Annotated in this window: 15 protein-coding genes and 2 pseudogenes; 3 read left to right on the top strand and 14 right to left on the bottom strand. The window is 36.7% G+C overall.

The annotated features are described in order from the left end of the window. Positions 1 to 297 precede the first annotated feature (297 nt). From MHB75_RS14965 to MHB75_RS15010, 10 genes and pseudogenes are all read right to left on the bottom strand, one after another. Positions 298 to 699, bottom strand: a complete 402-nt coding sequence (locus MHB75_RS14965) for a hypothetical protein (protein ID WP_325922528.1) — start codon at positions 697 to 699, stop codon at positions 298 to 300. A 349-nt stretch (positions 700 to 1,048) separates the two neighbouring features. After that, entirely contained in the window at positions 1,049 to 2,017 is a 969-nt protein-coding gene (locus MHB75_RS14970; protein ID WP_340998888.1) for a hypothetical protein, read from the bottom strand. Positions 2,018 to 2,586: 569 nt separating this feature from the next. After that, complete coding sequence (locus tag MHB75_RS14975) at positions 2,587 to 5,637, bottom strand: type I restriction endonuclease subunit R (RefSeq protein ID WP_340998890.1); 3,051 nt, start codon at positions 5,635 to 5,637, stop codon at positions 2,587 to 2,589. 28 nt (positions 5,638 to 5,665) lie between these two features. Further along, on the bottom strand, positions 5,666 to 6,889 hold the full coding sequence (locus MHB75_RS14980; protein WP_340998893.1) for a restriction endonuclease subunit S: 1,224 nt from the start codon (positions 6,887 to 6,889) through the stop codon (positions 5,666 to 5,668). After that, positions 6,882 to 8,501, bottom strand: coding sequence for a type I restriction-modification system subunit M (locus tag MHB75_RS14985; RefSeq protein WP_340998895.1), 1,620 nt, complete (start codon positions 8,499 to 8,501; stop codon positions 6,882 to 6,884). The genes MHB75_RS14980 and MHB75_RS14985 overlap by 8 nt, the downstream gene beginning before the upstream one ends. Positions 8,502 to 8,557: 56 nt before the next feature. Beyond that, a complete protein-coding gene (locus tag MHB75_RS14990) occupies positions 8,558 to 10,399 on the bottom strand; it encodes an N-6 DNA methylase (RefSeq protein ID WP_340998897.1) in 1,842 nt (613 codons plus the stop codon). 241 nt (positions 10,400 to 10,640) lie between these two features. After that, positions 10,641 to 11,447, bottom strand: coding sequence for a tyrosine-type recombinase/integrase (locus MHB75_RS14995; protein WP_340998899.1), 807 nt, complete (start codon positions 11,445 to 11,447; stop codon positions 10,641 to 10,643). 709 nt (positions 11,448 to 12,156) lie between these two features. Continuing rightward, positions 12,157 to 12,909, bottom strand: a pseudogene (locus tag MHB75_RS15000) (IS5 family transposase). Positions 12,910 to 13,355: 446 nt separating this feature from the next. Then, positions 13,356 to 13,589: a hypothetical protein gene (locus MHB75_RS15005; protein WP_340998901.1), complete on the bottom strand. Its 234-nt coding sequence runs from the start codon at positions 13,587 to 13,589 to the stop codon at positions 13,356 to 13,358. Positions 13,590 to 14,221: 632 nt separating this feature from the next. Next, positions 14,222 to 14,395, bottom strand: a complete 174-nt coding sequence (locus MHB75_RS15010; protein ID WP_340998903.1) for a hypothetical protein — start codon at positions 14,393 to 14,395, stop codon at positions 14,222 to 14,224. Between the two features lie 1,373 nt (positions 14,396 to 15,768). On the opposite strand from MHB75_RS15010, the pseudogene MHB75_RS15015 reads away from it, so the two are divergent. Further along, positions 15,769 to 16,398 (top strand): annotated as a pseudogene (locus MHB75_RS15015) (transposase); the annotation flags it as partial. Here the strand turns inward: MHB75_RS15015 and MHB75_RS15020 are convergent. The 3 genes from MHB75_RS15020 to MHB75_RS15030 form a co-directional block, all read right to left on the bottom strand. Then, positions 16,372 to 16,860, bottom strand: coding sequence for an IS110 family transposase (locus MHB75_RS15020; RefSeq protein ID WP_285216450.1), 489 nt, complete (start codon positions 16,858 to 16,860; stop codon positions 16,372 to 16,374). The pseudogene MHB75_RS15015 and the gene MHB75_RS15020 overlap by 27 nt on opposite strands. Before the next feature lie 261 nt (positions 16,861 to 17,121). Further along, positions 17,122 to 17,379: a Txe/YoeB family addiction module toxin gene (locus MHB75_RS15025; RefSeq protein WP_340998907.1), complete on the bottom strand. Its 258-nt coding sequence runs from the start codon at positions 17,377 to 17,379 to the stop codon at positions 17,122 to 17,124. Next, the gene (locus MHB75_RS15030) at positions 17,372 to 17,638 is read right to left on the bottom strand and encodes a type II toxin-antitoxin system Phd/YefM family antitoxin (protein WP_340998909.1); all 267 of its coding nucleotides are present in this window, start codon (positions 17,636 to 17,638) and stop codon (positions 17,372 to 17,374) included. Before MHB75_RS15030 ends, MHB75_RS15025 begins: the two co-directional genes overlap by 8 nt. Positions 17,639 to 18,083: 445 nt before the next feature. Between MHB75_RS15030 and MHB75_RS15035 the strand changes: the two genes are divergently transcribed. Both MHB75_RS15035 and MHB75_RS15040 read left to right on the top strand, forming a co-directional pair. After that, entirely contained in the window at positions 18,084 to 18,776 is a 693-nt protein-coding gene (locus MHB75_RS15035; protein WP_285216448.1) for a hypothetical protein, read from the top strand. Positions 18,777 to 18,883: 107 nt separating this feature from the next. Next, positions 18,884 to 19,486, top strand: a complete 603-nt coding sequence (locus MHB75_RS15040; protein WP_340998912.1) for a recombinase family protein — start codon at positions 18,884 to 18,886, stop codon at positions 19,484 to 19,486. A gap of 1,062 nt (positions 19,487 to 20,548) precedes the next feature. On the opposite strand, the gene MHB75_RS15045 is transcribed toward MHB75_RS15040, so the two are convergent. Beyond that, positions 20,549 to 21,439, bottom strand: coding sequence for a hypothetical protein (locus MHB75_RS15045; protein WP_340998914.1), 891 nt, complete (start codon positions 21,437 to 21,439; stop codon positions 20,549 to 20,551). Between the last annotated feature and the right edge of the window lie 440 nt (positions 21,440 to 21,879).

The raw sequence follows: 21,879 nt of genomic DNA on the forward strand, positions 1-21,879 counted from the left end.
TTCTGAATCGACTAGGGGGCTTATAAGAAAAGGCATTGTTATAGAAGATACCATCAGTGTAAAATATCGATTGAAATTTTCTCCTTTTTATGATTTTATCTATTTATTTTTGTAACACAAATGTAATATTTCGAATAATTTCTCGCAAAAGTAGAAAAGTAGAAATTTCCACTTAGCAAATTTATAAAAAAGACATTGAAGTTATCAAAAAAATCGTGGTTAAATAGATTAGCATCTAATACTTCTTAGATTGCAATAGATTCCGGTTGATAATCATATTCTTTTTGAACAATAACCCTAACTTTCTCTACATCTAGCTGCATATTCCCATAACACCCCTTTACACGAAATAGCCAATCTTTTCCATGCAAAAAAGTAGCCGTAATTGGTTACTTTTTTTTTCGTTTTTTTCATTTTTGCGTCAGCAAATTTTGCTTTTAACGGTCTGAAAAAATTTGGCTCATCGGTACGATCCGCCAAATTTTTGTGCCAGGGATTTTTGATTTTCGCACGCATCATGAACATGATGTGTAAGTGCGCCCTGTTCCTTGCAGCTCTTTTATTTTTCATTTCGAGTGCAACGACACAAAAGGTTTTAGGAATTCCTAACAAGCAAAAATGAAATTTTAGGGAGTGTGACCACACTCCCGTAGCTTGCCCTTTTAGGGCGAGCGAAAAAATTTTATGTGGGTTTGTCATGACAAACCCGTAGCTTGCCCTCACCAAAAATCGAAAAAAATGTGTGGGCAAATGGTGGGCATTCGATTTTTTTTGGTGGGCAAATGGCGGGCAAAGCCCTCAAAAGTGGTGGGCATACGGTGGGCAAATGAAAAAAATCGCGCTATCACGAAAATACTAGGCTCTGCCTAGACTATCACGTAAGTGATAGCACATTTCCCTTATGCTCTTTCTCACTAATCGATCAATTGCGTGTTCAAAACGAATTTCAAAAAGCGTCAAAATATTTTTAGAAAAACGGAACAGAAAAATAATTTTCCCCACAAGAAAAAAACGAAAAGTTGACGTGCCTCTTTTTGTTTTTAATTCCCTAGCGATAATATTTTTCAAGTTCACTTTCGTAAATCGCGTGTTGTTCGTTCAGCGCATTTTCATACAAATCAACAATTTCTTGGCTCACTTTTTTATCAGGTGCTGGCGTTAATTTTTCAATTTCGTTGAAAACATACGCATTTAATTCTTCGTCTAAGCAATGATTAATATAGCCACGCATGGATTTAATGTGGTCTAGTTTTTTATTTTTGCGTGCGTCTAAGCAGACCTCAACAACTCGTAATAAGTGTTCAAGCATGATGTCTTTATGTTCTTTCCACACGTCAAACTTCGTAAAGCTGTGTACTTTGCTATAAATCATTTCTGTTACGGCTTTTACATCGGATCTGCGGTTCATTAGGCTGTTGTACATGACTTGTTTTAATCGACTAATGAATTTTAGTGGCTTAAAGTCCGTTGGATTTTTCACTGGTTGTGTAAGCAGCGTGATTTTTCGTTCTTGCTTAATAGCGATTGATTTAGAAATGGTTTTAAACCCGTATGAATACGTATTTAATAATTTATTTTTAATGGCTTTAATAAAGACAGATTTATGTGGTGACATTTCCATATTTGCGTTTGGTGACTGTGCGACTTCGTCTGATTGCTTGCTACGCTTGAGTTCTTCGCATTCTTTCGCAATTTTTTCGATGTTTGTCCCCACTTTCTCCGTAGGGACATTTTGACATTGGTACGGTTGCCATACATAAATAGATGGGCCCTTTAAATTTGTTTTTGCTGTGCGTGTTTCGAGTGTCACAAGCATACCTAAGTTTTTCGCTTTGGCTACCGCACGTTTGGCTGTACGTAAATCAAAACTAAAGTCGAATTCTTCTTTTGCGACTTTAACAACGGTCTTTAATTTTAGTGTAGCGATTCCTGGCACCTTTACAGAGTGTCTCACAATCGTTTTAAGGGCTTGTAGCTCTTTTCTGCCGAATTCCTTCTTGTTATCCGCTAACCACATCTCAAAGGCTGTATTGAGGTCTTTAGCGGTTGTGACGTTGGCAAATGCCTTATAAGGGGTAGCGTCAGATTTCCGCAGATTTACAACGATAAGGAGTTTTAATAACGTTGGTTAGTAAGATTTTGTTTTTGAGCAATGTTTTGAAACAAATTATCCTCAAAATATAGCCAATTTTAGCAGCATTACTAGGTTGTATCAAAATCCGTCGTTTATAGGACAGTTATTCCTTATCTTTGTTATATCAAGCAGTTTAAAGTAACTATAAGGGCTTAACGTTGTAAATCCGCATTTTTATGACGGGACCCCAGCTACTTCTAACAAGAAAAGGGCAAAAGTTCATTTAGTGCTGAAGCTACTAAAAGGAAATAAGTTACAACCTTTTTTGAAAAATCTCCGTCTCTTCGAGCTACAACAATCTAATCAATTAAAGGAAGCTAATATTGAAGCCAGTATTAAACTGTTTATTGCTAAAAATTATGAGCAATATATCAGTTTATAATTCATTATTTAAACAGCAAGTAACACCTAATACATATTCTATTAGGTGTTACAATTTCAAATAATTATTCCTATTTGTGCTGTAGAGGTAAAATTTCCTCAACCATCATTTCTTCAAATGCTTGTTTAACTGTCTTCCAATAAACTAACTTTTTCACTGGGTTATCAGCATGCTCTTTATACGCCTCATAGTCGCTAGTTCGCTTCAATTCGGCTTCGCCATTTTGCTTTTCTAGATTTGGTATATAGTTATTTACGATAAACGCAAGTTCCGGTTTTTTTACATACCATGTACTCACAAACTCATCTAATAAAGCGTTAATAGCTTGTGCAACCATTTGCTCTAACAATGAAGATACGTGTTGATCACGATAGGCTTCGGGGTTTTCTTGAATTTTCGTCCAAAGTGTTTCCATTAACCCTGCGAGTTTCAGATTGCTCTTTTTCAAACTCGCTAAATATTGATTAATTTCGTCCATAGCTTTTTCGTTCGACTGTGCATTCTTCTCAATATATTGGGTATGTGGTAAGAAGGCCTGAATTAAATTTAGTATATATTCATAGTTTATCGCCTCTGTTTTTACAGACTCCAGCTCATACTCAATGTTAATTTCAATTTCTTCTGATCCACCTGTCCCCTGACGTAATCGTTCTAGGACATTGACGTATTTCCCGTGGTATTCTTCAATTTCGTCCATTTGAATAGGATAATCTACACCTAATGTCATGTCACTGTATTTAGTGTAAACTTGAATGTTGGCAAAAGACTTATCTAAAGCTTGATATGCTTTCGCAAATTTCTTTAGATACGCCATATCTGAATTATCTACATCAATTCCTTCTGGTGTAGGGGCTATTTCTCTCAATTCTTGAATTGCTTTTAAGAACGCCTCATTTGCCTCTTCCCATGTAGGGGCTAAAACCTCATTTTCACCGCCATTTGAATAAAGGATAAGAGCAGCCTTTACCTTTTCTTCGAAAATAGTATGTTTTTGGAACGTTACAATTTGACCATATTTTTTCGATTTATCGAATAGACGATTTGTACGTGAAAATGCTTGAATTAAATCGTGTGGCTTCATAGGTAATCGATCTATAAATAAAGTTGATAGGCATGGTGCGTCGAATCCTGTTAATAGTCGATCTACTACAATAACAATATCCAATTGTTCTGCTCTAGATAAAAATTTTTCTCTCTTACGCGCTAGACGATCATTTACATTTCGATTATAGGCACGCATTGTTTCGAGCGTGTAATTTGTTGAAAATTCTTCGTTATAATCACGCATTATTTCCTTCATCTTTTCTTGATTTTCAATTGAAGATTCCTCATTTTCAGAAATTGAATATGTAATTGCAACTTTAGGAAAATCAGGTAACACGCGTTTTGTTTTCTCACTTATTTGAATACTTGTCTCTCCTGCTTTTACACGTTTAAACAGATCATAATATCGTTGTGCTTGTGTAATTGAAGAAGTGGTCAAAATAGCATTATACGTTTGACCTGCTCCATTTTGGAAACCTAACTTATTCCGAGATTTATTGATAATCGAATGAATAACCTCTAGCATATGGTCTTCATCTTCGTAAACACTTTTTGGTAAGAGTGCTTCTTTCTGTGCTAATGATAGTTCATCCAATTGAATCTCGCTATCTAATTTAGTTAGTGCAGCATCTAACTCTTCTTCTGAAAACGTACTTTTATATTCAACTTGAAAACCTAACACCGCTTTATCATAAATTGCATTTTTCACAGTATATTCATGGAGACACTGACCATATTGCTGCTTTGTGGTACGTGGAAGGTTTCCTACAGCTTTTTTTGCATTTTCTTTGAAAATTGGTGTGCCCGTAAACCCATACCATAACGAATGGATAAAGAACTCTTTAATTTCTTGTTGCTTTTGTGGTGAAACAGCTCTATGGCATTCATCGACAACAAAAGCAACTTTTAAGTGCTTTAATGCAAGAGCTTTCCTTGAATCCTCTTTCCCTTGAAAGCGTTTCATAACGTAGTTTAATTTTTGGATGGTTGTTACTACAACATTTCGATTATTTGACAGTAATTTTTTAATTAAATCGTTTACATGGTCTGTATCATCAATATCAATTACGTCGTGTTCCGCATATGACTCAAATGAACCTGTAGTTTGCTGGTCTAAGTCTACACGGTCTACAATGAAAATTGTTTTCTGTAACGATGGAATTTGTAGCAAATTACGAGCTACTTTGTAAGACGTCAGTGTTTTTCCTGATCCAGTTGTATGCCATACATAACCTGACTCTTGACGTTTCGATGCTTCTTTTACAGCCTCAATTGCATGAATTTGATATGGTCTTAACAAAATCAATGCTTTTTTAGCGCTATCGAGAACCGTATATTGAGTGACCATCTTATGTGCTTGTGGAATAGATAACACGTCCCTAGCAAATTCTAAGTAATTATCTACAGGCTGATTAACATGATCTACCCACTTAGTTAAAAATTGCTCATTTAATTTTTCATCACGGGCTGTCGCAATATATCGCGTATCTGTACCATTCGATACAACAAACATTTGAACTGTCGAAAAAATACCTGTAAATTTTCCTTCTCTAAGATATTTTTTTATTTGACGAAAACCTTCCATATAAGAGTGCTTTCGATTTTTTAATTCAATATGAATCATAGGTAAACCATTAATAAGTAAAGTTACATCAAAGCGACGATCTTGATCTTCTTTTGAACGTCGGTTACTTTGATATTGATTAATCACTTCATAAGAAGACATTCCACCTGCAACATCTGCACGATTTAATACTTTTAACCGGATTGTACCAAGTGCAGCATCTTCACGCTGCACCTGTACTTTCGCAATCCCATTTTCCCCAGCTAGCCACTTAGCAGCCTCATAAAAATTGATGAAATGAAGTTGATCTTTAATTTGAAGAAACTCTTGGGCAGTTAACGGAACATCATTTAACACATCTTTATTATTAATTTCAAGCTTATTTTTAAAATTCTCCCATAAATCTTCCTCGGTACGAAGATCTCCTCTATACGTCCATTGAGATTCACCGCGTACTAACTGTTGAATTAAATTATCTTCTAACTCTGATTCAGGTACAAAAGGTAGGACCATGTTATCGCCTCGTTTCAGATTTTATAAATTAAATAAACATCTTTTGTAATAATGTTTTTTTCAACTGTTGATAGTTAGCTAATTTTTTTTCATGTAAACCAATTGTAGCATTAAGTTCTTTGAAAAAATCTCCAATTTTCTGTTGTTCATTTAAATCCGTTGGATATAAAAAGCTCCACTTATCCAGTTTAGTAGTAGAAATAAACGGTTGGTCCGAACCAACAGCTTCTTTTAAAACAAATCTAAATATCTCATTTTCTAATAACTGGTATGAAAATTCCTTATCTATGTTTTCTGTTTTAAAAATTATTTTACCTGCTCTCTGATAAAGTAAAGAATTATTTAAACTTTCAGGTACTCTAGCTATTTTTAGTTGATTATTCGTTATAGGTCGATTTAATCCAAGCACGATGTCATTGGTCTTTAAGATAAAACTCTCGTACTTCTCTAAAAAATCTTCTGGCAGGTAATTCCAAGCGTTAGAGAAAATTTCACCATGTTGAATCGACTCCCCATTAACAATAGGTGTTCCTTTTTCAACATAGTTCGATTTCTTAAATGCATAGCCAGAAGAAACCTTAAATAAATCACTAAATACAACTCTCTCCCAAATTTTATCAAATCCTGAAAATCGAACTTCAGGTACGCTTTCACATTGTTGAGGAAACATTTTTAAAAGCATCATTTTTTTATACTTTTTGTACTGTCCAATGGTTTTTTTTTGCAAATCTATTGTGTCATCTAACTGCTTAAAAAAAACGCCAATTTTTTGTTGTTCTTTTATAGTTGAACTATAAAAATTCAAAGTTGAAAAATCACTGTAGCTAATACTTCTACCATCACGAATACCATACGTAACTGTTTCTAGCCTTTTAATAAAAGATGAACTGCGTAAAACTTCCTTCCAAAATAAAGGACTATTTTCATCCTTCTTTTTAAAATCTAAAATTGTATAGGCAGGAGATGTTATTCCTTCTTTATCTGAATACGCAAACCCTCCTTGAAATGAACGTAAATGAATAACAAATTGATTTGGAGTTACCCTCTTATAGTTTTTTTTACTTTTCTCATCATATGTTATATTTATTCCTACTTCATCACGATATACCATACCTTTATCTTGTGTAGCTGATAAAACAGGTAAGTTCTCATGATTTTTATCTGAAATAGATTTGAAAATATCACCTGCTCTAAATTGAACCCATTCCGTATCAAATCCTTTAAATCGAATTTTTGGTATTTCATTATTCATTATTTGTTCCACCTAACTCAAAAACATTCATCAAACATTTTAATTCTTTCGAAGCATCTTCAGTATTCCCTTCTAGCTCCTCTAACATTGATAACAAATTCCTCTCAGCCTGATGAAATTCTTTTTGTATTTTCTTCATTTCTGCTGCTAATTCAATTAATGAAACTTCTTCTTCTACTTCAAATGTATCTACATATCGTGGAATATTTAAATTGTAATCATTTTGAGTAATTTCATCGAAAGTAGCTAAATATGCATATTTCTCAACGCCCTCATCGGGACGTTTGATATAAGTCTCTAGCATCTTATTGATATGCTCGTCTTTGAGTAAATTTTGATTTTTGCCTTTTTCAAACTCTCTTGATGCATCAATAAATAAAACATCTTTTTTTGAACGATTTTTCTTTAATATAATAACCGCTGTTGGAATAGATGTATTAAAGAAGATATTAGCTGGCAATCCAATTACAGTATCAATGAAGCCATTATATAATAATATTTTTCTAATTTTACCTTCATTTCCACCTCTAAATAAAACACCATGTGGTAAAACTATTGTCATTACCCCACTATCCTTCAAATGATATAATCCATGAAGTAAAAAAGCAAAATCTGCTTTTGATTTCGGTGCTAATACACCATATGGCGAAAAACGTGGATCATCTAAAAAACCTTTATCTGCATTCCATTTAGCTGAATAAGGAGGATTCATTAAAACTCCATCAAAGTTAGTCGGTTCGTCTGTCGGCCAATCCTGATCTAATGTATCTGCATTATTCAAATGTTGGTTAGCTGTATCTACGCCATGTAAAATCATGTTCATACGTGCTAAATTATATGTTGATGTATTTAGCTCTTGCCCGTAGTATGAAATTGTTCCTGGTTCATTTGAGAATTTCTTTACATTTAAAAGCAGTGAACCAGAGCCCATTGTTGGATCGTATACCGAGAACCCTTTTTGATTTTCCTTGCCATGTAAAATAATCTTCGTCATTAACGTTGAAACAGGCTGAGGCGTGTAAAATTCACCCGCTTTTTGTCCTGAATCAGAAGCAAATTGACCAATTAAATATTCATACGCGTCACCTAATACGTCCCCATCGTGTCCTGTTAAATCTAATGTTGATAATTCTTTCATCACATCTGCAATCATTTGATTTTGCTTTTGTGGTGTAGCCCCTAATTTCTTTGAATATAAATCGATATCTTCGAATAAATTCTCAAATATCTCACTTGATTGTTCGATATTTCGGAATGCTTGTTTCAAGTTATCTAATTGGAATTTTCCCTTATGAATATCTTGAACAAGTGCTGTAAAAGTTAAATTTGGCTCAAGTGTATATGAAAAGTCATATTGTAATTCATTAAGTAAATCTCCTTTTACATCTTCATCTTCATATGCCTCTGCATAAACTTTTTGAGCAACTTCTAAATCCGTTGTATTTTCTTCAAGTAACGCTGCTGCATGAATTAATAATTTATCTGATAAATATTTATAAAAAGTTAATCCTAATAAATAACTCTTGTAGTCGTTCGCAAACATTTTTGAACGCATAATATCCGCTGAATTCCATAGTGCTTGATATAAGCTTTTTGATATATTTTCTGCCATGATGTATTCTCCTAAATCTCTATTATTAGAGTAAATTTTTTGAGGAATCCTAGCCTTTACTGAATAGTAAAGGCTTTATCGATTCCAATTGCAGCATACGCTTCTAATTTCAGCTCTTTTTGACGAGCTTCAATTCTCTTAAGTTCCTCTGTAAGCTTTTTTTGTTCTTCATCAAATACTGTAATAATTTTTTCCTGTTCCTCTAAAGACATTACAGGTATCGGTAAGTTTTTTAAGTCCTTTAAAGAGACATTCATTATTGTTGTTCCTGTTGTATAAGAATCAAGATAATATTGTGCAACCGGTGATTCCAAGTAAAGCTGTAAAAATCTTGGATTTAATGACTCGTTACAACGCATGCCCGAAAAGTTTTGAGACATTAAAATATCTTTCTTATCTCTATTAAAAACTGCAACTTTACGGTTTACTCCACGAATTGATAATAGAACATCCCCTTTTTGGATACGATAATTATCAACCTTCGCATTATTAGTAATCGAATAGCGTGTAATGGAGTTGTATTGAATCTCCCCATTTTGAATGTCCGAGATTTTTAAAACACCTAGCTCGCCATCTGCATTTTCATCTTTAGTTGGGACATTAAAGCCACGGTAAAATTCAACAAATTGTGATAAAGGCTTCATTTCAATATTCTCTAACTCATCCATATTAAAAATTAGGTTTCCAAATTCACTACTGTGCGCAACTTTTTTAACAATATATTTATTAGGTGTTAATTGCGCTAATTTAATTTCTTCACTTGCTACAAAACGACTAACTTCATCGATTTCTTGTCCTAATAAAATAATCTCACTAATTTTTTGAATATCCTGTTCCCCTAATATCGTTTCTTTTCTATTATTCACGCCAAAATCTTCTGCATCGATCATTAATACTTTGCCTTTTCTACTTTCAACTTTATTTTTGTTACAAAGTACTAAAACCGTATTGATACTTGTATAGGAATGTAAAGAAGAAGGTAACGCTACTACTGCTTCGATCACATCAAAATCTATTAAATTTTGACGAATCACTTTTTCTGGTCCACCTCTGAATAAAACACCAGCTGGTAATAGAAAGGCTGCTTTCCCATCCGATTTAGTCGCACTTAATCCACAACTAACAAAGGCTAAATCCCCTTGGGAACGTGGAGGTACACCATAAACAAATCGATTATATTTATCCTGTGTCATATCCTCTTGTAAATCACCCCCAAGCCTTAAACCAAATGGTGGTGTCATATAAACTCGGTCAAATTGCATTAGTTGCTCGTTCTCTACAAATGCTGGATGTTGAATGATATCACCAATGGCTAAATTGGCTGACAAATCTTTCATAAACAACCTTAATCGAAGACTCAGAATAGCATTTTTATTAAGATCCTGTAAAAACAACTGGGATTGCTCATTTTTTTCTGCATACTTTACTGCGCTTACACCATAGCCCACTGTTCCATCATGAAAAGTATGTTCTGGATTAACCCCATCCATTAAATAATTGATGGCAATCTCAGAAATACTATTAGGTGTCGCAAAAATATCTCTACCATTTACATCTAAAATAGAAATCACCATTTCATATAATTCTTCAGTTGAAAAATCTTTCAAATACTTTTCTGTAACAATTAATATTTTCACAAAAATACTTGTATGCGATTTTGAGATTTTCTGTTTGAAATCTCCCATTAAATGTTGTTTATATACATCTTCAATTTCTAACTTATTAATTGCATCAAGAAAATCCTCTAATACATTCTGACTTTGGGCGATAGTAGTTAATACCCCTTTGTCACCTTTAGCTACTGCTAAAACCGATCCTACCAGTGTAATTAAATCTTCCTGACGACCAAAGCCTCTGGCTAAATCGCTTACTTCCCAAACATAATTTTCTTTTACCATATCTAAATCCTCCTTCAACGTGTTATTTACTTCTTGAGTTAATCATAATATAAAAAAGTTAGTATGTGAAATAGTAAAATTTAAAAAGTTTTGTACTTTTTAAAAGTATAGTGTTATTTAAATATTTATATTTATGTTATTCATATTTAAGAACGAAATAAAAAGCATGCCCACGCTTAATCGGACATGCTTTCCTTCTATCTAATTTCTTATACATTTCTTTGTAATATTAGGTAACATTTTATAAAAATTCATCGACATCATCCGATTTCAATTTAATATAATGTTCCATAATCGTTTGCTGCGACTTATGACCAGATTGCTTGGCAATCGTCGGAATATCCGCACCCTTTTGGTACATAGCCGTAATTTGTGTTTTACGGAAAGTGTACGGTGCGAATCCAAGCCAGCTTTGAATGGCTTGGTTGTAGCTGACTTCACTAATTTGTCGACTCGTGTGGTTGCCCCATTTATCGGCAGCTCCGACGAAATAATCCTCTGGCATTAATTCGCATGCCACGATATAGTTTCGAATCGCCTGCACGCACTCTAGCGTCAGGCGTTTTTCTTTCATCTCACCCTGCTTGACCATCATTACTTGAACTGTGCGATTTTCTAAATCGAAGTCACTCACTTTTAACCGGACCATTTCAGACGGCCGATTCGCTGTAATCAAATTCACTAGACAAATCGCACGCTTACGAATATCACTTTTTTTATCTGTGTCATATCGATCAATGAGCCGTAGCACATCACTTTGCTTTTCTGCACGTTTCCCACGCATTGGCTTTAAACGTAAATACTCCTCTTGATCGTATAAGCTACGCAGTAATTTCACACTTGCCTCGTGCTCTGAGGTGAATTGAAATCCGTATTCATGCACTAACCAGTACTTCACACCGGCTAAGCGTCGGTTAAATGTCGATAATCGGACTTGTTGCTGAGTAATTAAATGATGAAGATACAATTCTAACGATTCAAAATCCAGCTTTAATAAGTGTTCATCACAAAACGCATGGAACTGTTTAAAATCAGATTGATATTGCACCAGCTTCTGTTGTTGAATTTTCTGCAGCATCTCATCTTTTTGCTTCGTCATTTTATATTGCTGCAACGAAAACAGAGTTTCTTCCATTATATATGACCTCCTCCCTCTTATTTCGAGTAGAAATTTCAAAAGTAGAAATTTCTACTTTTGAAATGTTTTCTTCTGTTAATTCAATTGAATTAGATGAGAACTTACGTTTGTTTTATTATAACATAATCAACCTTAAACAAGCATTATTTTTTAAGATTGATTATGTTGTTTTGGTGTAGCTTTAGAAGAATGTATGCTCAAAAACAACCCACAGCCCCATAATTTAAGCTAAATTAAAAGAGCCCGTTTTGAACAAATTTTGTTCAAAACGGGTTAATTCTTTGTGAAACAATGTGCAATTTTTATAAAAAAGTTTGATCATTTTCTACTCTTGATGTTCCACAATCGCGCCCGATTGTGGAATATTGGTTTTCTGTGTCACCAAACTTTGATTTGGGAATGTTATTTAACTATGAGATACATAAGCTATTCGTAAAATTATAGCGTTATACCCATTTAAACTAAGCACCTTTCTGATATTTTTTATTCTGAATAGCAAAGAAAATCCAAATTATAACTAAGGTTGTAGTAGGTCCCTTTACTGAAAATTTATATTAAATATCCACTTAATCAAGCCTTGGGTAATTATAGATATTAGGACATGTCTAAAAACTCTATCTTACTGTGTCAATTTGAAAATGGAAGCGATATAAACGAATGCAAAAAAAGAAGTGGCTAATTTGTCATAACGCGTGGCCACTCGTCGGAAATGTTTGATTTTATTGAAAAAGCATTCGACTACATGACGTTCTTTGTAGAGATACCAATCGACAGACCACGGTTCTTTCGCGTTCGTATGTGGTGGAATCGTATAAGAAGCGCCTTTACTAGCCAACTTGTCGCGAATCGTTTGTGCACCGTACGCTTTGTCACCTAATACGTTCCTGCCTTCGATTGGAAGCTGGTTGAACATGTCGCAAGAAGGTTGGCTATCATGCACATTCCCACCTGTTAGTTGAAATAACAATGGGTTGCCTAACGCATCCACAATGGCATGGATTTTCGTGGCTTTTCCGCCACGACTTACACCTATGTGTTGGGCAACTTCGGTATCGATGGCGTTTTTTTTGCCCCCGCACTATGTTAAATCGATGCTTACGTTTTCAAAATCAGGTTCGATTTAAAGCGCCTGAAAAATCAAAATAAGTGTCCCGTCATTGCGCCATTTACAAAAGCGGGCATACACTGTTTTCCAAAAGCCATATCGCTCAGGCAGATCACGCCAAGGGGCGCCACTACGTGCAATCCACAGCATTGCATTGAACATTTCGCAGTTGCTTCGTTTCGAAAGACGACCGGTTGTGTACGGTGGGAAGAACCCTTCAATTTGTTTCCGCTGTTCATCTGATAATTCGTAACGACTTGGCGGCATTTCATCCACCTCAATTTCTTCTTTTTAACATTGTATCACGAGGTGGAAATAGTTTTTAGACACAACCTAATGTTGTTTTTAACATCAGTAAAATGAATATGTAAATGAATATCAAAAAATGTACATAATCGTTGATATAACAATGTTTATAAACCTTTTTTAATCGGCTACTATTTTAACTCTTTTATCTTTTAAAACAATCTATTTAATATTAATTAATATATAATACGATTCGCTTGCAGCTTTTAAAAAATTAAAATCAAGTTTAAAAGAATAATTCGTAATAAATCGAATACACTATGTATTTAAAATCATTAGAATGCATTGTAACGCCATTTAAATTTTTCTATTATGAAAAATATGTATAGCTGCAAAAAACGCTTGTAAAGGCTTCAGAACGCATACAGATCATGTTAAATCGTAATCTAACATTTTAGTCACGCCTTTTAGTGTTTTTCGAATGATTCGTTTAATGACAACCAATTGCGTGTATGCATTGTGAGTTTCGTCCCGTCATAGCGAATGGGCGGTTTTTCTTCGATACGAGGGTTCGATTGATTGTATTTTTTTACAGGTCTTGCCCCATTTAATTGATACGTGACGATTGGGACGATTTCATATGTATCCGTTGGTTGATGTGTATTTCCGTTTCGTTGACGTTTTTTCGTGTTGATTATCATTTCATTTTTCGTTTTAGATCGGTGCGTTTTTCTTCTTTTTTTGCGAAGGTTTTTTCGTGTAAATTGAAGTCTTTTCGTTTCGTGTTTTGCCCCTATCTGATTCATTTTTCTGTTCGTTTTTCTTTAACGAATAGCCATTTTGATTCTATCATAAAATAGCAATGTCATACGCCCTTCTTATGCTCTTACACCCACCCACATCGCAACGATAGCCCGCATCGACAAAACGGAGCGAAAAACCCGTAGCGACAGGTTTTTATCGGTCAACCGTATCGAAAGGGGGCGACCACCGACACCACTGAGTACCCATGCGAAGTGAGTGCTGACGTGACACACGTGACGGTGGACGGGGTGGGTGTGGTGTCTTACGATGAAATCGCCTGGTGACAACGTAACGGGAAAGGGAAACGGACCATCAGTTCGTCCTTTCGTTACGGCATGTCGAGGCGATGAACGGTGCGTTTGAACGGGTGGAATCGTGTGTGCAGTGAGGGCGTTTCGAATTGTTACCTTTGCAGTGTTTCGTTAGGCTAATTCGCGGCGAATGTTCGTATGAATTTTTCATCACGGCAGACGAATCGGTGTTGTTTGGTTTGATGTGTATATAGGTATGCGAGCTATCCGTTTACGTTTCATTTTGGAATTTGGTTTATGCATAAATCGCGGCGTAACCGTTTCATTTTTTCGTTACGGTGTTTGTCGTTTTGTTGTTCATGCGGTGATGACTTCGTTTTACGTGCTGGATTGTGTACCATATCATGGTTTTTATCTGCTCCGTCTGACAAAAAGGTACAAAAACGGTTCATTTTGAACGGAACGAGGCGTGTGTACGCTATGCGATACGTCGTGCGTGATGGTATGTGATACGTCACGCTATGTGGTACGTCATGCGTGATGGTATGTGATACGTCACGCTATGTGGTACGTCATGCGTGATGGTATGTGATACGTTACGCTATGTGGTACGTCATGTGTGATGGTATGTGATACGTCACGCTATGTGGTACGTCATGCGTAATGGTATGTGATACGTTACGCTATGTGGTACGTCATGTGTGATGGTATGTGATACGTCACGCTATGTGGTACGTCATGTGTGATGGTATGTGATACGTCACGCTATGTGGTACGTCATGCGTGATGGTATGTGATACGTTACGCTATGTGGTACGTCATGTGTGATGGTATGTGATACGTCACGCTATGTGGTACGTCATGCGTAATGGTATGTGATACGTTACGCTATGTGGTACGTCATGTGTGATGGTATGTGATACGTCACGCTATGCGGTACGTCATGTGTGATGGTATGTGATACGTCACGCTATGCGGTACGTCATGTGTGATGGTATGTGATACGTTACGCTATGCAGTACGTCATGCGATACGCGACGTTGTGTTATATGTTGTACGATATGTAATGTATGTACAGATTCTCTGTATCGGTCAGTTATTAATCAACGGGGCGGTCTTTTCCGATAATGCGTCACACGTGATAGCAGATAGTTATCAAAAAGTGTGTGGAATTCAAAGAAAAAAACGCCGAATCGTGTTCCTACTTTGTTCCTTTTTCGCCCGATTTGTTCCTTTTTGGTTCATTTTGTTCCTTTTTTTCGAGCGATTTTTAGGAACAAGCCTCGTTAAAATTCCTAATTTTTGGTAAACGTCACATCATAAATATGTAAAGTCGTGAATGGTTATTCGTGTCGAATCGTGTCATATTTTGCGATGTTCCTGCTTTGTTCCTTTTTTGAATCAAATGTCCCTCCTTTGTTCCTTGTTTTTTGGCAAAATAGGAACAACAAAATCGTTTAATAACAACGGTTTGAAATGTTATGTCCCTTTGTTCCTTCTTCTATTTAAAAAAAACTATTATATATAACCTATATATGCATATTATGCAAAAAACGTCATATTAAAAGTTTTTTCTGTTTCAAACCAGGAACAAAGGGACATCGTGGAACGGTGTGATTTTCGGTTTGTTCATTATTTGTGGTACGACATTTTTATGCGATGGTGTGTAAACGATTAGCGCATGTGACGAGGTAGCGAGTAGGCGACTTGTTTGATGCACGTGACGGTTCTTTTATAGGGTTTATAATAGAAAGTCGTTTCGTGTATGCAAGTAATTGATTTTATAAACAGCTGTCGTCATTACGTTTTCTATATAAAAAATATGAAAACACTCGTGCCCTTTTTACAAGATATTCAAGCTCATTATTTTGAATTACCTGAACATATCGTCGCTGATGCGGGTTATGGTAGTGAACCAAACTATCAGTACGTGGTAGAAACACTCCAACGTAAAGCATTAATTACATATGGTATGTATCGCAAAGAACAGCAACGAAAATATCTTAAAGATCCTTTTAAAACAAGCAATTGGGCATATGACGCAACGACCGATTGTTATACTTGCCCGAATGGACAATTAGTAACGTACCAATATGATTCAACACGTACGGATAATACAGGATTTACACGTCATTTTAAAATCTATACATGTGAAGACTGTTCAGGATGTCCTTTCCGTCAATCTTGTACAAAAGCACGTGAAGGAAACAATCGAAGATTGGCCATCAATACGCATTGGGAAGAACAAAAGAAAATGATTCAAGCGACGCTTTCAGAAGCAAAAACAGGCGCCATTTATCGAAAACGAAAAATCGATGTGGAACCAGTTTTTGGATTTTTGAAGGCGAATTTGGGTTTCACTCGATTTTCACTTCGCGGAAAATCGAAGGTCCGAAATGAAATCGGACTTGCCTTAATGGCAACCAACCTAAGAAAGTATGCGATGAGAGGGTAAAACCCTCCCATCACTGATGAAAAAAATCACACAAAAAAGGAGATTGCCTGCGCAATCTCCTTTTTTGTGTGACTGAGAGCTATTTATGTCCCAGCCTCTAGTTTTGGCGTAAACACTTTTGAAATGTGTTTTTGCGAGTTCATGAGCATCGCTTATATCCGTTTTATGTCGACGCATTGTAGCCATTTGTAAATTTGCTTCAAGTGGATTCATACGAATGTATGCATAGCCATTATCTTTAAAAAACGCCTCAACAGGTTTGGAATAAATGCCTGTTGCCTCAAATACGATCTCAGGGGCTTGTCCATCTAACTCAGTGATTGCATCTATTCGTTCGTGTAAACGATTGAAATCAACACGTGTGTGGTACAGCTCACCTTCGAATTCACATTGACGATTATGATTATAAATCGCGATTGTACTTTTCCCTTTACTGACATCTAACGCAATGACATGTTTCATCTAATTTCTCCTTTTTCGCCAATTATAGAAGTCTTCACATTGCCTTATCGATTCCACTTTCTTATACACGATCTCTTGGACCCAACAGACTAAACTGATTCAAATAAGGGTGTGAAGTTAGCCGGTTTTAAATACGGATTCTAAAATGATCCCAGAGCCTGGTCGGCTTTTCTTCACTTCTACTATAAAAAAATAGTAGCACAAACCATGACCTTGGTCTGTGCTACTAATCTTAGTATGTTTTATTTGATTTCAGACCCGTTAATAATGGTCTTTGACGGAATAAATATGTATCATGTCATTCGCAATACGATAAATCAAACGATGTTCATCTGTAATACGACGGGACCATTTCCCTGACAATTCATATTTTAAAGGTTCTGGCTTCCCAATCCCTTCAAAAGGGGTACGGTCAATATCTTTGATGAGCCGATTGATTTTTTTGATGGTACTTTTATCGCCTTGATCATGCCAATACATATAATCATTCCAGGTATCATCTGACCAAACTTTAATCATCTTCTACCTCAATTAATTCTCGGATTTTTGCGGAACCTGTTTGAAATTGTTCCTCACCTCGACGAATTTTGTCCATCACATAGGCATTTGATAATGTACGCAAAGTTTCTTGCATGGTATCATAATCGCGTTTCGACATCACGACAACGGTATCTTCCACGTCTTTTGTTGTGACAATAAACGTATCCGAATCTTCGTTAATTTGTTTCATGTAGCCTCGTAAATTTTGGCGGAAATTAGAGTACGTTACGGTTTCCATTTGAGCACCTCAATTGTACAATATATTGTACAATTAATTATAGTTCATTCCTGTTAATTTTGCAAAAAGGAATCGGCTGCTAATCGGATTTTTCGATTAGTCACAGATTCCTTTTTTGCTTTTGACCTGTCGGAAACACGGTGCGCTCCAGCACGTTTTCGCTCGGGCGACTGCCCGAAAAAGCTTCGCAGAGCACGTACCAAATGTTTGGTTGCTCGCCCTGAAGTAGAATGGTTATGTAACGATTTTTTTACGCACTTAACTTGCGTAAGCTGCCTAATTGTTCTCTTGTCTTGAGAATGCTTGAAACACATGGGGGGTGGTATGGCACATGTCAGCAAATACAACACAGTAAATGAATTCAAACCCTTATTTAATACAACAATTGTTTTGTTTGATTTAATGCAACTTCTGTTGTATTATTTGTGTAAAGGAGCTGATTGTCATGGAAGAACGTATTTACACAGTTGAGCAGTTATTTGAGGTACTGGAAGGTTACAAAATTACAAGTAACATCGAGAGTGTACGCAGATGGCTTCGTAATGGAACAATAGAGGGTATCGCACCAACAAGCCGTAAAGTTGGCTGGAAGGTCACGCAATCGGCTTTAGATGCGTTCTTAAAAGAGCGTTTACCTGAAAAGGCAATTACAACAAATATTACAAAAGAAGATAATACAACTGATGTTGCATTAAGCGGAGAAGTAGCGAAACTTAAAGAGCAATTAAGTATTGCTCAATCTAAATTACACCAATCCCGTGAACGTGAGATTCAGACGATAGATAGAGACGCGATCAGGGCGCAAATGTGGCGTGAAATCACTTCGAAGAACATTTGGGAGGGGTATGTGTCGATAAAGCGGTCTATGTTAAAAGCCGCAGCGGAACATCGTTATTACACGCCAGAGCTAATTGAAAAGGTTTGGGAGCGTCTTACAACCGACAGTAGCAATAGAGGGTACAAGCAACCGAGAGTTAGTTACTTATTGGATGCTTTTTCGTTCGATGGAGAGCGTGTCCTAATGGATAACAGTTTTGCCAGCCTCGAAGAGCAAGTTGTATATGCCCTAATTGAGCATGTAAAAAAAGAATTGTATCAAGCGCAACGAAAAACAATGATATTGCAAATTAGTGAGTAATTTGGTGTCTTAACTTTAAAAGTATTGACACCAAAAAAGCGGTACTGTAATATCAATGCATTAAGCGGTATCATAAATAAGTGCCATTAATGGAGGGCGATTTTACGATGATTTACGGATATGCGAAGGTATCAACAGCAGGACAAGACCTAGAGGCTCAAAAGCAGCAGCTTGAAGCGGCAGGCTGCGAGGAAATTTATAACGAGAAGTTTACAGGCACGACAAAAGACCGCCCACAATTCAAAGCGGTACTGAACGCACTAGAGGCAGGCGACAAGCTGATCGTTACAAAGCTAGACCGCTTTGCTCGTAGTGCCGAGGACGCAATACATATAATCAAAGAGCTGCACACGAAAGGCGTTAGCGTTCATATCTTGAATATGGGGCTAGTAGACAATACACCGACTGGAAAGCTCATGCTGACGATCCTTGCAGGCTTTGCCGAGTTCGAGCGTGACATGATTGTCGAGCGATTAAGCGAGGGCAAGGCGATAGCAAAGCAGAACGCCGACTATAAAGAAGGACGCCCAGCAAAATATACAAAGCAGCAGCTCGATCACGCTATGAAGTTGCTGACGAGCAATAGCTTTAAACAAGTAGAGGCATTGACGGGTATTAGTATGAGTACATTAAAACGGGAAAGTCGAAAGCGTAAGGTAGCAGGCGAGGCGCTTCAAGTGCCAAACTTAAAAACGATTGACGAGGCGTAGCAGCAGCTGTGTCTTTTCTTTTCATCGCTTAACGTTGTAAATCCGCACTTTTATGACGGGACCCCTTGTTTATTTTTCGGCTTTTTCTGCGTCCTTTAGGGCGTTTTTCTTTTGGTTTTTGCACCGTTTGTCATACGTGTTTTGGTTTGTTTCGTTGACGTTTTTTCGTGTTGATTATCGTTTCATTTTTCGTTTTAGATCGGTGCGTTTTTCTTCTTTTTTTGCGAAGGTTTTTTCGTGTAAATTGAAGTCTTTTCGCTTCGTGTTTTGCCCCTATCTGATTCATTTTTCTGTTCGTTTTTCTTTAGTGAATACCCATTCTAATTTTATCGTAAAATAGCAATGTCATACGCCCTTCTTATGCTCTTACACCCACCCGCATCGCAACGATAGCCCGCATCGACAAAACGTAGCGAAAAACCCGTAACGACAGGGTTTTATCGGTCAACCGTATCGAAAGGGGGCGACCACCGACACCACTGAGTGCCCATGCGAAGTGAGTGCTGACGTGATACACGTGACGGTGGACGGGGTGGGTGTGATGTCTTACGATGAAATCGCCTGGTGACAGCGTAACGGGAAAGGGAAACGAACCAACGGTTCGTCCTTTCGTTACGGGATGTCGAGGCGATGAACGGTGCGTTTGAACGTGTGTTATCGTGCGTGTACCGCGAGGGCGTTTGAAAGGCTATTGGTACGTTTTTTGGTATGGTATGTGCGGGGCGAATATTCGTGTGAATTTCTCGTCACGTCAGACGGAGCAGGAGCATTTGGTTTGATGTGTATCTAGACGTGCGAGTTGTCCGTTTTATACCGATTCGTGACTTGGTGTATGCGTAGATCGGGGCGGGACCGTTTCGTTTTTTCGTTACGGTGTTTGTCGGTTATGGCTGCTTCAATTTTACGTGGTTTTCGTGTTACATGTGGAAGTAGTATAAATCGTGTTGTGTTACAGATCGGCCTTCTGGTTGCTACATACGTTTCGATACGTGTTTGTCGTTTTGTTGTTCATGCGGTGATCACTTCGTTTTACGTGCTGGATCGTGTACCATATCATGGTTTTTACCTGCTCCGTCTGACAAAAAGGTACAAAAACGGTTCATTTTGAACGGAACGAGGCGTGTGTACGCTATGCGATACATCATGTGATACATTATGCGATACATCATGTGATACATTATGCGATACATCATGTGATACATCATGCAATACATCATGTGATACATTATGCGATACGTCATGTGATACATCATGTGATACATTATGCGATACATCATGTGATACATTATGCGATACATCATGTGATACATCATGTGATACATCATGCAATACATCATGTGATACATTATGCGATACGTCATGTGATACATCATGTGATACATCATGCAATACATCATGTGATACATCATGTGATACATTATGTGATACATTATGTGATACGCTATGCGATACATCATGTGATACGCTATGCGATACGTCATGCAATACATCATGCAATACATCATGCGATACGTCATGCAATACATCATGCAATACATCATGTGATACATCATGTGATACATCATGTGATACGCTATGCGATACGTCATGCAATACATCATGCAATACATCATGTGATACATCATGTGATACGCTATGCGATACGTCATGCAATACATCATGTGATACATCATGCGATACATCATGCAATACATCATGTGATACATCATGCAATACATCATGCGATACATCATGCAATACATCATGCAATACATCATGCGATACATCATGCGATACGTCATGCAATACATCATGCAATACATCATGTGATACGCTATGCGATACGTCATGCAATACATCATGTGATACATCATGTGATACGCTATGCGATACGTCATGCAATACATCATGCGATACATCATGTGATACGCTATGCGATACGCGACGTTGTGTTGTATGTTGTACGATATGCAATGTATGTACAGATTCTCTGTATCGGTCAATTATTAATCAACGGGGCGGTCTTTTCCGATAACGCGTCACATCTGATAGCATATAGTTATCAAAAAGTGTGTGAAATTCAAAGGAAAAAACGCCGAATCGTGTTCCTACTTTGTTCCTTTTTCGCCCGATTTGTTCCTTTTTGGTTCATTTTGTTCCTTTTTTTCGAGCGATTTTTAGGAACAAGCCTCGTTAAAATTCCTAATTTTTGGTAAACGTCACATCATAAATATGTAAAGTCGTGAATGGTTATTCGTGTCGAATCGTGTCATATTTTGCGATGTTCCTGCTTTGTTCCTTTTTTGAATCAAATGTCCCTCCTTTGTTCCTTGTTTTTTGGCAAAATAGGAACAACAAAATCGTTTAATAACAACGGTTTGAAATGTTATGTCCCTTTGTTCCTTCTTCTATTT

This window comes from Kurthia sp. FSL E2-0154, from assembly GCF_038003625.1.
In the GTDB taxonomy this organism is placed as follows: Bacteria; Bacillota; Bacilli; order Bacillales_A; family Planococcaceae; genus Kurthia; species Kurthia gibsonii.

Excerpts from the sequence above, each read along its gene's own strand:
- MHB75_RS14985 (WP_340998895.1), bottom strand. The coding sequence starts at position 8,501 with ATGGCAGAAAATATATCAAAAAGCTTATATCAAGCACTATGGAATTCA.
- MHB75_RS14975 (WP_340998890.1), bottom strand. The coding sequence starts at position 5,637 with ATGGTCCTACCTTTTGTACCTGAATCAGAGTTAGAAGATAATTTAATT.
- MHB75_RS14965 (WP_325922528.1), bottom strand. The coding sequence starts at position 699 with ATGACAAACCCACATAAAATTTTTTCGCTCGCCCTAAAAGGGCAAGCT.
- MHB75_RS15035 (WP_285216448.1), top strand. The coding sequence starts at position 18,084 with ATGGAAGAACGTATTTACACAGTTGAGCAGTTATTTGAGGTACTGGAA.
- MHB75_RS14990 (WP_340998897.1), bottom strand. The coding sequence starts at position 10,399 with ATGGTAAAAGAAAATTATGTTTGGGAAGTAAGCGATTTAGCCAGAGGC.
- MHB75_RS15025 (WP_340998907.1), bottom strand. The coding sequence starts at position 17,379 with ATGATTAAAGTTTGGTCAGATGATACCTGGAATGATTATATGTATTGG.
- MHB75_RS14970 (WP_340998888.1), bottom strand. The coding sequence starts at position 2,017 with ATGTGGTTAGCGGATAACAAGAAGGAATTCGGCAGAAAAGAGCTACAA.
- MHB75_RS15030 (WP_340998909.1), bottom strand. The coding sequence starts at position 17,638 with ATGGAAACCGTAACGTACTCTAATTTCCGCCAAAATTTACGAGGCTAC.
- MHB75_RS15020 (WP_285216450.1), bottom strand. The coding sequence starts at position 16,860 with ATGAAACATGTCATTGCGTTAGATGTCAGTAAAGGGAAAAGTACAATC.
- MHB75_RS15040 (WP_340998912.1), top strand. The coding sequence starts at position 18,884 with ATGATTTACGGATATGCGAAGGTATCAACAGCAGGACAAGACCTAGAG.
- MHB75_RS15010 (WP_340998903.1), bottom strand. The coding sequence starts at position 14,395 with ATGAACCGTTTTTGTACCTTTTTGTCAGACGGAGCAGATAAAAACCAT.
- MHB75_RS15005 (WP_340998901.1), bottom strand. The coding sequence starts at position 13,589 with ATGATAATCAACACGAAAAAACGTCAACGAAACGGAAATACACATCAA.
- MHB75_RS14980 (WP_340998893.1), bottom strand. The coding sequence starts at position 6,889 with ATGAATAATGAAATACCAAAAATTCGATTTAAAGGATTTGATACGGAA.